The organism is Pseudomonas sp. LAM2023, from assembly GCF_016620375.1.
In the GTDB taxonomy this organism is placed as follows: domain Bacteria; phylum Pseudomonadota; class Gammaproteobacteria; order Pseudomonadales; family Pseudomonadaceae; genus Aquipseudomonas; species Aquipseudomonas anuradhapurensis.
In genome coordinates this window covers 413,120-426,057 of the sequence record NZ_JAENHV010000015.1, presented here as the reverse complement: position 1 = coordinate 426,057, position 12,938 = coordinate 413,120, and the positions used below count along the sequence as shown (strand labels likewise).

The following is a 12,938-nucleotide window of genomic DNA, read 5'->3' as shown; positions in this document are numbered from 1 at the left end:
AGAAAAGGCCTTGCCCGACAGAGCAAGGCCTTTTTTTTGAGCAATATGTAGTGCAGATGTCGGATCTGACTGCCGCAGCCTACCGCTTTCCAAAGCGGAGGTACCCAGCATGACCAGTTCCCAGGTTCCTGTCTTCGATTTCAGGCAGGCCGTTGCCAGACAGTTTGATGATCGACCGACGCTGCGCCAGGTTGCCAGTGAGCAGTTACTGCGCTTGTTGTTGGAAGAGCTGCCATGGTTGGCCCATGTCACCCCCGCCCTGACAACGGCTGACCCGCTGATGCTGGACAGCCCGGACCCCGACACGACCTATTGGACTACCCAACCCCTGGTGGACCGGGTACTGCAGGCTTTGCTCGATTCGCAGCCGCTGAGCCTCGAGCCCCTGGGTGATGGTCGTCATTACAACCTCGGTCTGACCAGCACCTATCGTTTTGCCGGTTCGACGAGTGAGTTCGATACTCGCCAGTTGTCAGGCTTGTCACCTGCACTCGATCAACTGGTGGAGCAGCTTCCGCAGCACTTCTGTGAGGCTCAGCTCGAATATTGGCGAGCCAAGGGCAATGCAGGTGTCAGTCGCGACAGCTGGTTGCAGTTGCTGCTCAAGACCGCTCTGTTGCGCGGCCTGCCCTGGCAAGGCCTGGCTCCCCAGGAGCAGGCGTGTATCCGTGGCCTGCTTCACGGCGGTGACGACCAGCCCCCGGTGTACTTCGTCCAGACGCATCTGACCAGTGCCTCACTGCAGTATGCTCAGATGCAATGCCAGATGCTGATTTGTGGCGAGTGGGACGAGCGCGAGGTTGTCCTGTGGTGCGCGCCTTCGGGCGCGGTGCGCAGCTTCGATTCGTTGACTGCGTTTGGCCTTGCGTTGCGTGACGAACTGGCGCAAGCCTATGTCTTCGAACAAATGAGTTGGAAACGTCATCCAGCCCAAGGCAATGTTTTCGCCCAGCAGGTCTCGCTCTTGCTCGAGACGCTGCTTCAGAGAGTCGAGCAAGCCCGCTATCGCGGCATCAACGATGTTTCGGTCCTTGAGCAGCGTTTCGCCCAGCTGAGCGATCCTTCGCCCTGGTTCGAGGCCTACCAGGACGAAACTCCGGCAGTACCACCGCCTCCGGGTTTGCGGGCCAGCCACGCACAGGACAGCTTTGCGTGTAGTGCCGCGTTGCTGCAGCTTGCACTTTATCAACTGGAATCAGGCGGCATCGCGGCATTGGATGGCATTCAGTCGTTGACCGATTACACTCGCCAGCGGCTGATTGCACAAATCCGCGAGGACCACGCGGCTGACAGCTCACCGGACGAGCTGATGTTCGACCTTTACCTCGCCCGCGGGGTGCCGGGAGGGGCGGCAACAGGTGCTGGCGGTGGCGAGCCGCTAGCTTTCGCTGGCAGCAAGACGCTCACCGAGTTCGCCATCGGTAACCTCGCCTCCCTCAAGGGGGCGAGCATCAAGCGGGTTTACCTGCGCAGCGGCGGGGACGTGCCGGCATGGCTGAATGCCGAGTCGGCCAAGGCATTGATCACCAGGGTGGATATCGGAAGCCATTATCCAGCCTATGTCGCTGCGCAGCTGGACGATCCGGTCACTCGCGCGGACCGGGTCAGGCGGTTGGGTGGGGAGTGGCGTGCCGCTCTGCTCGCCAGTGCGATCACTGCCAAGCTTGACGGAAAGGTCACAGAGCCTGGGCTGCAATGCGTGGTCGACTTCTGTGCCGGTCACGTCGACCCGACCACGCCGCGGATGACGTTGATTCCGTTGGCGTTCAAGCGCAGCGCAACATCTTCGAAAACGGATGAAGTCCGCTGCATGTACATCCTCTACTGCGTAGAGCCCTCGCTGGTACTGCTTTACCGCCCTTTGTTCACTCAGGACACACTTCGTGAATATGGCAGCCTGTCGGCCTTGCTCGAACATGTGCACGACTCGGCGATCCTGCAGGACAGCATTCTCGACTGGATGGACCCGAGTGTCAGAGCGGTATATGACCATGGTGGTTTCAGCGAACCCCATATCAATGTCATCGGCATCGACCCCTACGTCAATCTCACACGCCCGGCACCAGCCCAGCTGGCCATCACCTATTGGCGTAACAACATCGACGAGAAGCTGTATGTGGCGAACCGCGATCTGCTGGTAAGTATCGCCGAAGAGCAGTCCGTATCCAATGCCGAGAGCCGCTGGCAGACCCTGTGCGAGGGCGCATGGCTATTGTTCGATGTCGTGACCTTGGTGCTGCGTGGGCCGGTGGCATCCGTGGCCTGGCTGGTGCAACTGCTGGTTTCCTTGCCACACGACCTTGATGCGCTTGAGCGCGGCGATGCGTTTGACCGTGCGGCTGCCGTTGCCGACCTGATGCTGAATTTGTGCATGGTGTTGTTGCATGCCAGGCAACCGTTACCGGCAGTTTCCAGCCATGAAATGCCCGGCGCGGCAGTCATCGAAGGGCCTGAACCGCAGCGCGGGGCTTTTGCCGAGGTTTCCGTCGCGCCAGTGGAGAAGGCGGTGGTTGTGGGCGAAGCGCTGCCCGGCAGCAGGCTTGATTTTACCTGGCGCGGCCAGAGTGGCTTCAACTGGTTGCCGCAAGCACAGCGGCAAGCACTGCTGGCTATGCGTTCCAATGTCTCGCTCAATGGCGTGAAACCCTTGATTGACGGCGACATGGTGGGCTCGTACCGCATCGATGACAACTATTACGTAGCGTTGGCCGGTGACGTCTACCGTGTAGAGCAATTTCCTGATGGTGTACGGGTGGTCGACTCCAAAGGAGCCCCAGGGCCCTGGCTGAGCTTTATCGATGACGTCTGGCGGGTAGACGCGACACTTCGTCTGGCCGCTGGCATGCCACGAAACTCCGTCCGCGATCGGCTGGCAAAGCAGTTCCTTGAGTTGCATAAAACAATCAACCAGCTAGGTGAACAGGCTAACCAGAAGAGAGAGCAATACGGCAGTATGGTCGCGAACTCGCTGGAGTCGAAGAACAGGCTCGAAGCCTTGAAGGTGCGCAGAGCCGAGACAGCCGCAACTCTATCTTCGTTGCCGGAGGGGGACGAAGCTGCCAGTTTGCAAGCGTTGCTGCAGCGCTTCGATGAACGCATAACTGATCTGGAGGTGACCTTCGCCCGGCAAAGGGACCAGTTGATACAGCAGTTGGAGGCCACCGTCCACGTTGAAAAGGAAATACTCCCGCTGCTGAAGACCATCAAAGAACCCAAATATGCCAGCGAGCGGCAGAGGCACGCCTGGGATGATGTGCTTCCGCAATACGAGAAATCTACCCGGGAGAGCCTTATCCGCAATAACGAATTCATTATCGATGAGCTTTGGGATCTGGTGGAGTACCCCAAACTGGTCGAAATGCAAAAGGCCTTGAATGGGCGGCCAATCGGCGAGGTCGCTGAGCTGTATCAGACGTTCCGCCTCAGACTGGAAAAGGTTGTCGACCTGCAGGAGCGCATACTCGTAGGCTTCGAGGGTCTCGATCAGTTGTTGGTTGATGCTGCAGACGATTTCACGATTAGCGGTATCGCGGGTGAGCCTGTGCGTACCGTTGCGCAACTGATTGCCCGACGCAACTTCTCCACGGTTCAGCTGCGTTTCCACCAGATAATGAACCTGGCTGACCTGGCATTGCATCTTGACAGGGCGGCTGGGCAAAACGTGCTCGCCGGCTACCGGGACGAGCTGGCTAGCCTGAGTCTGCGCAATGCCGCTGAAGCTCATGGTGAGCTGGACTTTGCCAACTTGTCGGCGCAGGACAGGATTGTCATCCTGCAGGAAGCCTGGGATGAGTACAGTGCTGCGCTGCTCAACAGCGATCGCATTCGCAAGGAAGGCGGAGTGTTGATCGAGCCGACGATGATCGATCGGTACCGCGAACATCTCGGCAAGCTCAAACTGGATGCGGGCAGGCGTCTGGTCGAGGCGGCTCGAGAGCAGGATGACCCCGAGGTGCCAGCCAGGCGTTCGCCCTACAAGGCGTCCAGCGCGACGCAGCGGATAGCGCGTAATGCCCAGGGCCAGCTAATGATCGGAACCGAGATCGAGCTGCAAGGGCAGCGCCTGCTCGAGGTGCGTGAGGCGGTCAGTGATACCGTGCTGGCCACGTTCGAACTGGTAGATGGCGAGTGGCGCGAGCGTGAGGCTGAGCAGCCTTCGGCGGCTGACGAAGCGCCCCCAAGTGATCTGGCCATGTGGGTGCAGTCACTGCTGGACGAGAACAATGCGTTGCGGGTAAAGGCCAAGTCGTATGTCGACAACGATATCAAGGGTACCTTGCTCGCTGGGTTGTTCGACCAGCAGCTGGGCAAACTGGATCAGGCGGCGAGCACCCTGCGTGATGCGGGCGGCAACGACTCGCTGCTCAGGACCCTGGAGCGAGAGTCGGATGCTTTGGCTGCGGAGAAAGAGCTCCAGCTGACCACCCTTTATACCGACACCAATTATCCCTCCGCTGAAGCCTTGCGTTTCCTGCACGAAAAGAAGCTGATCGCGGTCGAATACAACGAGCGGCGAACCATGCAGGATGGTAGTGCGTTTGACGAGTATCGGGTGCTGCGCCTGCCAAGCAAGCGAAATCTGTGGGCTGCGCATTTCCATTTCCGCTCGCCTGACGACTTCGCCGAGGATTTCGTTACCGGCCACCTCAAGACCTGGAGCCAACGTCGCATGAGCAGCCGCCTCGCTGCAAGCGCAGGGCAACGGCTCCACCGTGGCAAGCTGACGCTGGAGCAAGCCCGGGGCATCATTCCGTTCTGACCGGCCCAGTAACAAGACGGGAGCCCGCCTGCCGTACCTGACAATCATGCCTGGGTACGGCAGGCGCGTCGGCCTGCTACGGTGCCGCAGCCTGAATCAGGTCAGTACGGAATTCAGAACTCTGCCCAATCACATCGATGGCGACGCTGCATAGCTTCAAGGGCAAGGCCGAACCCGGGATATCACGGCTTAGTGTGCGCAATAGGCGATAGCCTGACGGATCGTGGCAGTCTGTCGTTTCTGGTGTGCCACGCTTTACCCGGTAGAACACGACATCAGGATCGCGCAACCAACTGATCCGGGCGCCACCGTCAGGCAAGTGTCCGATCATCACCTGAGCCAGGGGTTTGCCAGGTGGTAGCAGTTCCACTTTGATGCTCAGGCTATTGGCCATGAGCGCACGAGAAGGTAATTGCTCTGGCGCCTGTACGCCGATCAGGCACAGGTAGTGAACACCGGGCTCGGGGCCGATCGGGTCGTTGATCATGGCTTCGCTTGAAGTAAGGGTGCCGCTGTAGCCAACCGGATCTTCGCAGGCAAGTGCGTCGGTGCTGGTTTTGTAGCGGTAGCGTGGTGTATCGATCAGGAACTGGAAGCCCCAGCGTGCAGGCTCAAGGGAACCATCAGCCTGGCTTCGGGCTTTGGTCAGCTTCCTGAAGCTGTTGCCCTGCGGCTCGAGCTGAAAGCCCGGCAGTAATTGGCAACCCTCTAGCTCAAGGTCCACACGACCTGCACTGAAACAGCCATGTAGGCGTTGGACCGGAATAGCACCGACCTCATTGTCATGCAGGCTGTTGGCGATACCGACCAGGCGATTGCTCCTGCGGTCCACGACCGGGCTCCCGGATGCTCCTTCAGCCAGGCCCTGGCAATCATTACGCCTGGCATTGCGCCACACCGCTACCGACGCTGGATGTGCCCTGGAAACGCTCTGTACAGGTGGACAGGCGCAGGCCTTTGCCGATCGAACTTGGCTCGCCGACTACCAGGACTGCGCTCCCCGGAGCCGGGGATGGGCCTGGTTTGAGTGGTGTAATTCCCAGCGTCCGCAGCTCCTCGAGCTTGGCATCGAGCTCCAGAAGCGCCAGGTCGGCACCTTGCAAGCTGTTCCATATCGTGCGCTTCAGGGGCACGGTGTGACGCTGGTCTTGCGTATCGACAAAATAATTGAAGCTGATACTGCCGTTAATCGGCCGGTCCACGAGGACCTTGCCATTGATGCCGCCAACGCAGTGGCCAGCGGTCAATACATAGGCCGGTGCAGCCGGGTCGGTAGCGGCATCGCTGCTGTCCAGCAATGTGCCGATGCAATGCTTGTTCTGGGAAACCAGCCGACCAACACCGGTCCATTGGGCGCTTTGCCCATTACTGTTGTACAAGGTTGCCGGTTCGGCGAGCGTGCTGGCAGTGTCATCGGCGCCAGCCAGATTGCCGAATAGCGCTAAGGCCAGTGTCGCCAGGATTGAGGGGAGTTGCATGTCGTACCTCCTTGGAATGGAGGTCGAAGCGTGCAGGCGCTATCGGGGAAGGTGGCGGTACATAGGTGAAGAACCCGCTCAGCGGTTGCTGTAGCGGCCATGCCTGCCATGCGCTGGCATGGCTTGATTGCTGCGCTCGGCAATCATCTGCGGCAGGCTGAGCAGAATGACTCCCTGGCTTTTCAAGCGGGGCAGTTCGCGTGCCAGCACTTCGAGCGTTTGCGGGTAAGGGTGGCCAATCAACACTGCCGAGCCTTGTTTGTGTGCCAGGGCTATACCTTGTTGAAACTGCCCGGCAATGGCCTCGGTGGTGCGCACGTCGTCGAGAAACACATCCCGCGAGACATGCGCCAGCCCCTGCGCCTGTGCTTCGGCAGCGGCCACCGTAGCGGCACTGGTGCGGCTGTCGACGAAGAACAGGTGGCGCCGCTGCAGCTCGCCCATCAGCCAGGCCATGGCTTCGCGCTGGGCCGTCATGCGGCTGCCCATGTGGTTGTTGATGCCGGCGGCGTAGGGCACCTTGAGCAACGCGCTGTCCAGGCGCCGCGCCAGCTCTTCGATGGGGGCGCCGGGGTGCCAGGCATAGGGCCCGTTGGCCGGGTCCATGGGCATGTGCAGGATGACCGTCTTGCCGGCCTTGTGTGCCTGGCGGGCGAAGTCTGTGGCGTGTGGGGTGTCGGGCATGATCGCCATGGTCACCGGCCCCGGCAAGGCCAGGGTGCGGCTGTCGCGTTCGGGGTTCTGGCCCAGGTCGTCGATGATGATGCTCATGTAGGCCTTGCCGGTCGGTGCCGCGTGCGCGACCCCGGCCAACAGGCAGAACAACAGACACAGCAGATAACGCATGGGGTGGATCATTCGCCCTTGGTGATATTCAGGCCCTTGAGCAGGCTCAAGGCCTGGCTCAGCTGGAAGTCGTCATCCTGTGGGCGCTCCTTGCGCTTGCCGCTGCCGGTCGGGCGGTCGGCGCCGCCATTGCCGTTGCCCAGGTGGCCCTGCAGGTCGGCTTCCTTGAAGTTGTCGGTGTCGGCTTCGGCGGTGAGCTTGGCCGGGCGTACTTCGATGTCGGGGACGATGCCCTGGGCCTGGATCGAGCGGCCATTGGGGGTGAAGTACAGCGCAGTGGTCAGCTTCAGGGCACGGTCGTTGGCCAGCGGCAGCACGGTCTGCACCGAGCCTTTGCCGAAGCTGTCGGTACCCATCAGCACCGCGCGTTTCTGGTCTTGCAGGGCGCCGGCGACGATTTCCGAGGCCGAGGCGCTGCCGCCGTTGATCAGCACTACCAATGGTACGCCTTCGCTGGCGTCGGCCGGGTCGGCCGAGAAGCGCAGCTCGGAGTTGGCGATGCGGCCCTTGGTGTAGACGATCAGGCCCTTGGTCAGGAAGTGGTCGGCCACTTCCACCGCCGACTGCAGCACGCCACCGGGGTTGTTGCGCAGGTCCAGCACCACACCGCGCAGCTTCTTGCCGTTGTCCTTGCGCAGCTTGGCCAGGGCCTTGCCCACTTCGTCGCCGGTCTTGACCTGGAACTGGGTGATGCGAATGTAGCCGTAGTCGTTCTCCAGCAGCTGGCTCTTCACGCTCTTGACCTGGATGACAGCGCGGGCAAGGGTTACGTCGAAGGGGGTGCCGCCATCCCGCACCAGGGTCAGGGTGATCTTTTCACCGACCTTGCCGCGCATCTTGTCGACCGCCTCGGTCATGGTCTGGCCCCGGGTCGGGGCGCCATTGATCTTGACGATCAGGTCACCTGCCTGCACGCCGGCACGCGAGGCCGGGGTGTCATCGATGGGCGAGACCACCTTGATGAAGCCGTCTTCCTGGCCCACTTCGATGCCCAGCCCGCCGAACTCGCCGCTGGTGCTTTCCTGCAGCTCCTGGAAGTCCTCGGGGCCGAGGTAGGCCGAGTGCGGGTCGAGGTTGCTGAGCATGCCCTTGATCGCGTTTTCCAGCAGGGTCTTGTCGTCCACCGGCTCCACGTAGGCCGCCTTGATGCGGTCCATGACCTCGGCGAAGGTACGCAGCTCCTCGAGCGGCAGGGGGGCCTTGGCGGTCACCGCGGTGGCCGGTACCGCTGCCGGCTTGGCCGGCTCTGCGGCAGTAGCCAGGGGCGCGCCCACCGCCAAGGCGATGGACAGGGCCAGCTGGGTGAGACGAGGCGAGTGCAGCATGTCGAACGAACTCCTGATCCTGTAGGCGCTCCCTGGGGAGCATCGGCGTGGCTCATGGGCTACGCCGTAGAAATTTGACTAGCCCCGGCACCATTGCGAAGGGTCGGTAGGCCGGCCCTGCTGGCGAATGGCGAAATACAAGCCGGCAGCGTCCTGGCCGCCGCTGTCGCCAACGGTGGAAATGGCTTCGCCGGCCTTGACGATATCACCGGCGCTCTTGAGCAGGCTCTGGTTATGCCCATACAGGCTCAGGTAACCGTTGCCATGGTCGAGAATGACCAGAAGCCCGGCACCGCGCAACCAGTCGGCGAACACGACACGCCCGCCGTGCACGGCACGTACCTGGGTGCCCGGGCTGGCGCTGATCATTACCCCATCCCACTTGGCACGGGCATCGTTGCCGCGGGCATCACCGAAGCGTGCCAGTAATCGACCATTGACTGGCCAGGGAAGTTTTCCGCGCGCGGCAGAAAATGCGCCGCCGTAGCTCGCGCCGTCGCTGGAAACCATCGGGCCCAGGGTGGTACGGGCCTTTTTCGGTGGCTCTGCGGGGTCGCTGTCTTGCTCGCGGGCGGCGGCCGCAGCCAGGGCCTCTTGCTGGCGGCGTTTTTCAGCCTCCTGCTGGGCCAGCAAGGCTTTCTGGCGCGCCTCTTCGGCCTCGCGGGCCTGGCGTGCCAGGGTTTCCTCGATGGTCTTGAGCACTTTGGCCAGGTCGGCCTGGTCCTGCTCGCGCGCCTGCAGCTTCTGGTCGCGGTCCTTCATGTCACTGTTGAGCTTGGCCAGTACCTGCTGGCGTTTGCCACGCTCGGCTTCCAGGGCCTGGCGGCGGCTGTCGAGGTCGGCGCGCTGGGCCAGCAGCTGTTCCTGCTGGGTGGCAATGTCCTTCTCCACGTTGGCCAGCTGGCGCAAGGTCTCGTTGAAGGTGCGCAGTTGCTCCAGGCGCGCCTTGCTCAGGTAATCGTAGTAGGTGAGGGTGCGGGCGAACTTCTCGGGATTCTGCTGGTTGAGCAGCAGCTTGAGGTATTCCTCGCGGCCGTTCTGGTAGGCCGAACGGGCCTGGATGGCGATCAGTCGCTGTTGTTCAACGCGGGCGCTCTGGAGTTTTTTTTTCTCGGTATCAAGGCGCTCCAGCTCGCCCTCGGTCTTTTTTAGTTCTTGCTGCAGCGCCTCCACCTGCTTTTCGAGGTTGCCAATATCGGTCTCGGTGGCTTTGAGGTCCTTCTGCACACCGGCCTTTTCTTCCTGGAGCTTGCTCAGCGTCTTCTTGAGCTCGGCAATATCCTGGCGGGTGGCATCCAGTTGTTGCTGGGTCTGCGCACGCTCATCGGCGAATGCCGGACCGAGCAGGCAAGACAGGGCTAGGAGGATCAGGGCGCGAAGCATGGGGTTTGGCGTACCAAGGATGGAGACTGGCCTAGTATGCCCGCCTGGGCGTGCAAAAAAAACGCCTCGCTGCGGATGCAGGGAGGCGTTTGTCTGGAATTCATGTGGAAACAGGGCCGCAACGCGGCCCCTGCACAGAATCAGGCGTCGACCAGGATTGACGTACCGGTCATTTCCGCCGGTTTTTCCAGCCCCAGCAGCTTCAGCATGGTCGGCGCCACGTCGGCCAACACGCCGCCTTCACGGACTTTCAGGTTGCGCTTGCCGACATAGATGAACGGCACCGGCTCGGTGGTGTGCGCGGTGTGCGCCTGGCCGGTGCTTTCGTCTTCCATCTGCTCGACGTTGCCGTGGTCGGCGGTGATCAGCGCTTCGCCGCCCACCTTGTCCAGCGCGTCGACGATGCGGCCGACGCAGCCATCCAGGGCCTCGACAGCCTTCACTGCCGCCTCGAATACGCCCGTGTGGCCAACCATGTCGCCGTTGGCGTAGTTGACCACGATCACGTCATAGCGTTGCTGCTCGATGGCTTCGACGATGCGGTCGGTCACCTCCGGCGCGCTCATTTCTGGCTGCAGGTCGTAGGTGGCGACTTTCGGCGACGGGATCAGGATGCGCTCTTCGCCTTCGAACGGCTCTTCGCGGCCACCGGAGAAGAAGAAGGTCACGTGCGCATACTTCTCGGTTTCGGCAATGCGCAGCTGGGTCTTGCCGTTTTTCGCCAGGTACTCGCCCAGCACGTTGTTCAGGCTGGCCGGAGCAAAGGCGGCAGGCGCCGGGATTTTCGCCGAGTACTGGGTGAGGCCGATGTAGGCTGCCAGCTTGGGCAGGCGGGCGCGCGGGAATTCGTTGAAGTCGGCTTCGACGAACACCCGCGACAGCTCGCGGGCACGGTCGGCACGGAAGTTCATGAACACCACGGCATCGCCATCTTCAACCTTGACCGCTGCGCCGATGCGCGTGGCTTTCACGAACTCGTCGCTCTCGTCACGGGCGTAGGCCGCTTCCAGGCCTGCCAGGGCGGTGTCGGCGGTGTACTCGGCAGCGCTGTCGACGATCAGGTTGTAGGCGGCGCTGACGCGGTCCCAGCGGTTGTCGCGGTCCATCGCGTAGTAACGGCCGATCAGGCTGGCGATGCGGCCCTTGCCCAGCCTGGCGAAGGTGGCATCGAGCAGTTCGATGGACGACTGCGCGCTGCGTGGTGGCGTGTCGCGGCCATCGAGGAAGGCGTGAAGGTAGATCTTTTCGGCGCCCCGTTGCGCAGCCAGCTCGGCCATTGCTACCAGGTGGTCCTGGTGGCTGTGCACGCCGCCGTCGGACAGCAGGCCGAGAATGTGCACGGCCTTGCCGGCACTGGCTGCCTTGTCCACCGCAGCGGTCAGCACTGGGTTTTCGAAGAACTCGCCGTCGCGGATGGCCTTGGTCACCCGGGTGAAGTCCTGGTAGACGACGCGCCCGGCGCCAAGGTTCATGTGGCCGACTTCGGAGTTGCCCATCTGCCCGTCCGGCAGGCCGACATCCATGCCCGAGCCGGAAATGAGGCCATGCGGCTGGCTGGCGCGCAGGCGGTCATAGACCGGTGTGTTGGCGGCGTAGATGGCATTGTATTCGGGGCTTTCGCTGTGGCCGAAGCCATCCAGGATGATCAGGACCAGAGGTTTGGGCGTACTCATCAATCAAACTCACGGTTGTTCAAAGATGATAAAGACACGCATTTTAGGGCAAATACGCCACGGGCGGCGAATATTCGTCCCATCCGCCGACCGGCGTGCCCAGGGGTGGTGAGGTGCAGAAGGTTTTGCCGCCGGCCCGTCGGGCTTTGGTGGCACTAAGGGGCTGTGTATACTGGCCGGCATTTTCAATCGCCTGGAACACCGCTGATGGTTGCTCACCTGATTCAATTCGCGACAGATCACTACATCCTGGTTGCGATCTTCGTTGTTCTGCTGGTCCTGCTGCTGCTCAATGAAATCCGTCGTGGCGGCCAGAGCTTGAGCAATGGCCAGCTGACCGCTCTGGTCAATGCTGACAAGGGCCTGGTCCTCGACATCCGCCCGTCCAAGGAATACGCCGCAGGTCATATCGTCGGCGCGATCAACATTCCGCAGGACAAAGTGGTCAACCGTCTGAGCGAGCTGGAAAAACACAAGGCAAAGACCCTGATCGTCGTCGACGCAATGGGCCAGCAGTCGGGTGCTATCTGCAGCGAGCTGCTCAAGGCTGGCTACACCGCCGCCAAGCTGAGCGGTGGCGTTTCCAGCTGGAAAGCCGATAACCTGCCACTGGTGAAGTGATATGAAGCCCGTCATCGTCTACTCCAGCGACTACTGCCCCTACTGCATGCGTGCCAAGTACCTGCTCGAGAGCAAGGGCGTGGCCTTCGAGGAAATCAAGGTCGACGGCAAGCCACAGGTTCGTGCCGAGATGAGCCAGAAGGCCGGCCGCACATCGGTGCCGCAGATCTGGATCGGCAGCACCCATGTCGGTGGATGCGATGACCTCTATGCCCTGGAGCGCGCCGGCAAGCTCGACGCGCTGCTGGCGGCCTGATTTGCCCAGCATTCAAAAACATTAGGATAAGGACCTGCCATGACTGACCAACAGACCAACGGCGCTGCTGCAGAAGACAACAGCCCTCAGTTCTCCATGCAGCGCATCTATGTGCGCGATCTGTCGTTCGAGGCCCCGAAAAGCCCGCAGATCTTCCGCCAGTCCTGGGAGCCGAGCGTAGCCCTGGACCTGAACACCAAGCAGAAGGCCCTGGAAGGCGACTTCCACGAGGTGGTGCTGACCCTGTCGGTTACCGTGAAAAACGGTGAAGAGGTCGCCTTCATCGCTGAAGTGCAGCAGGCCGGTATCTTCCTGATCAAGAACCTGGATGCGGCTTCGATGAGCCACACCCTGGGCGCGTTCTGCCCGAACATCCTGTTCCCGTATGCCCGTGAGACGCTGGACAGCCTGGTGACCCGCGGTTCGTTCCCGGCCCTGATGCTGTCGCCGGTCAACTTCGACGCCCTGTATGCGCAGGAAATGCAGCGCATGCAGGAAGCCGGCGAAGCGCCGACCATGCAGTAATAGCTGCCGGTATCAGGAAAGCGCCTCTCGGGGCGCTTTTTTGTTGCCTGTGCCGGCCCTTTTCGCGGGCGC

General features: G+C 61.7%; 10 protein-coding genes. 4 read left to right on the top strand and 6 right to left on the bottom strand.

The features are described from left to right. Positions 1-109 precede the first annotated feature (109 nt). Positions 110-4,759 (top strand): hypothetical protein, encoded by a 4,650-nt coding sequence (locus JKP78_RS07540; RefSeq protein WP_200626442.1) that lies wholly within the window; start codon positions 110-112, stop codon positions 4,757-4,759. A gap of 76 nt (positions 4,760-4,835) precedes the next feature. On the opposite strand, the gene JKP78_RS07535 is transcribed toward JKP78_RS07540, so the two are convergent. The 6 genes from JKP78_RS07535 to gpmI form a co-directional block, all read right to left on the bottom strand. Then, the gene (locus JKP78_RS07535) at positions 4,836-5,591 is read right to left on the bottom strand and encodes a hypothetical protein (RefSeq protein ID WP_200626440.1); all 756 of its coding nucleotides are present in this window, start codon (positions 5,589-5,591) and stop codon (positions 4,836-4,838) included. A 43-nt stretch (positions 5,592-5,634) separates the two neighbouring features. Beyond that, positions 5,635-6,237 carry a trypsin-like peptidase domain-containing protein gene (locus JKP78_RS07530; protein ID WP_186684290.1) on the bottom strand — a complete coding sequence of 201 codons (603 nt, stop codon included), beginning with the start codon at positions 6,235-6,237 and terminating at the stop codon, positions 5,635-5,637. A gap of 78 nt (positions 6,238-6,315) precedes the next feature. Beyond that, the gene (locus JKP78_RS07525) at positions 6,316-7,083 is read right to left on the bottom strand and encodes a divergent polysaccharide deacetylase family protein (protein WP_186684292.1); all 768 of its coding nucleotides are present in this window, start codon (positions 7,081-7,083) and stop codon (positions 6,316-6,318) included. 8 nt (positions 7,084-7,091) lie between these two features. Next, complete coding sequence (locus JKP78_RS07520) at positions 7,092-8,408, bottom strand: S41 family peptidase (protein ID WP_200626438.1); 1,317 nt, start codon at positions 8,406-8,408, stop codon at positions 7,092-7,094. A gap of 78 nt (positions 8,409-8,486) precedes the next feature. Further along, positions 8,487-9,791 carry a murein hydrolase activator EnvC family protein gene (locus JKP78_RS07515; RefSeq protein WP_200626436.1) on the bottom strand — a complete coding sequence of 435 codons (1,305 nt, stop codon included), beginning with the start codon at positions 9,789-9,791 and terminating at the stop codon, positions 8,487-8,489. A gap of 140 nt (positions 9,792-9,931) precedes the next feature. Next, complete coding sequence (gene gpmI / locus JKP78_RS07510) at positions 9,932-11,467, bottom strand: 2,3-bisphosphoglycerate-independent phosphoglycerate mutase (protein WP_186684298.1); 1,536 nt, start codon at positions 11,465-11,467, stop codon at positions 9,932-9,934. A gap of 204 nt (positions 11,468-11,671) precedes the next feature. Between gpmI and JKP78_RS07505 the strand changes: the two genes are divergently transcribed. The 3 genes from JKP78_RS07505 to secB are packed head-to-tail and all read left to right on the top strand — an operon-like array spanning position 11,672 to position 12,866. Next, positions 11,672-12,085 carry a rhodanese-like domain-containing protein gene (locus tag JKP78_RS07505; RefSeq protein ID WP_170033294.1) on the top strand — a complete coding sequence of 138 codons (414 nt, stop codon included), beginning with the start codon at positions 11,672-11,674 and terminating at the stop codon, positions 12,083-12,085. Between the two features lies 1 nt (position 12,086). Then, the gene (gene grxC / locus JKP78_RS07500) at positions 12,087-12,341 is read left to right on the top strand and encodes a glutaredoxin 3 (protein WP_003249204.1); all 255 of its coding nucleotides are present in this window, start codon (positions 12,087-12,089) and stop codon (positions 12,339-12,341) included. A gap of 39 nt (positions 12,342-12,380) precedes the next feature. Beyond that, positions 12,381-12,866, top strand: coding sequence for a protein-export chaperone SecB (gene secB / locus JKP78_RS07495; RefSeq protein ID WP_170033292.1), 486 nt, complete (start codon positions 12,381-12,383; stop codon positions 12,864-12,866). The last annotated feature ends 72 nt before the right edge of the window (positions 12,867-12,938 follow it).

Coding starts and splice junctions, on each gene's coding strand:
- JKP78_RS07540 (WP_200626442.1), top strand. CDS start 110: ATGACCAGTTCCCAGGTTCCTGTCTTCGATTTCAGGCAGGCCGTTGCC.
- JKP78_RS07530 (WP_186684290.1), bottom strand. CDS start 6,237: ATGCAACTCCCCTCAATCCTGGCGACACTGGCCTTAGCGCTATTCGGC.
- JKP78_RS07525 (WP_186684292.1), bottom strand. CDS start 7,083: ATGCGTTATCTGCTGTGTCTGTTGTTCTGCCTGTTGGCCGGGGTCGCG.
- JKP78_RS07520 (WP_200626438.1), bottom strand. CDS start 8,408: ATGCTGCACTCGCCTCGTCTCACCCAGCTGGCCCTGTCCATCGCCTTG.
- JKP78_RS07515 (WP_200626436.1), bottom strand. CDS start 9,791: ATGCTTCGCGCCCTGATCCTCCTAGCCCTGTCTTGCCTGCTCGGTCCG.
- JKP78_RS07505 (WP_170033294.1), top strand. CDS start 11,672: ATGGTTGCTCACCTGATTCAATTCGCGACAGATCACTACATCCTGGTT.
- grxC (WP_003249204.1), top strand. CDS start 12,087: ATGAAGCCCGTCATCGTCTACTCCAGCGACTACTGCCCCTACTGCATG.
- secB (WP_170033292.1), top strand. CDS start 12,381: ATGACTGACCAACAGACCAACGGCGCTGCTGCAGAAGACAACAGCCCT.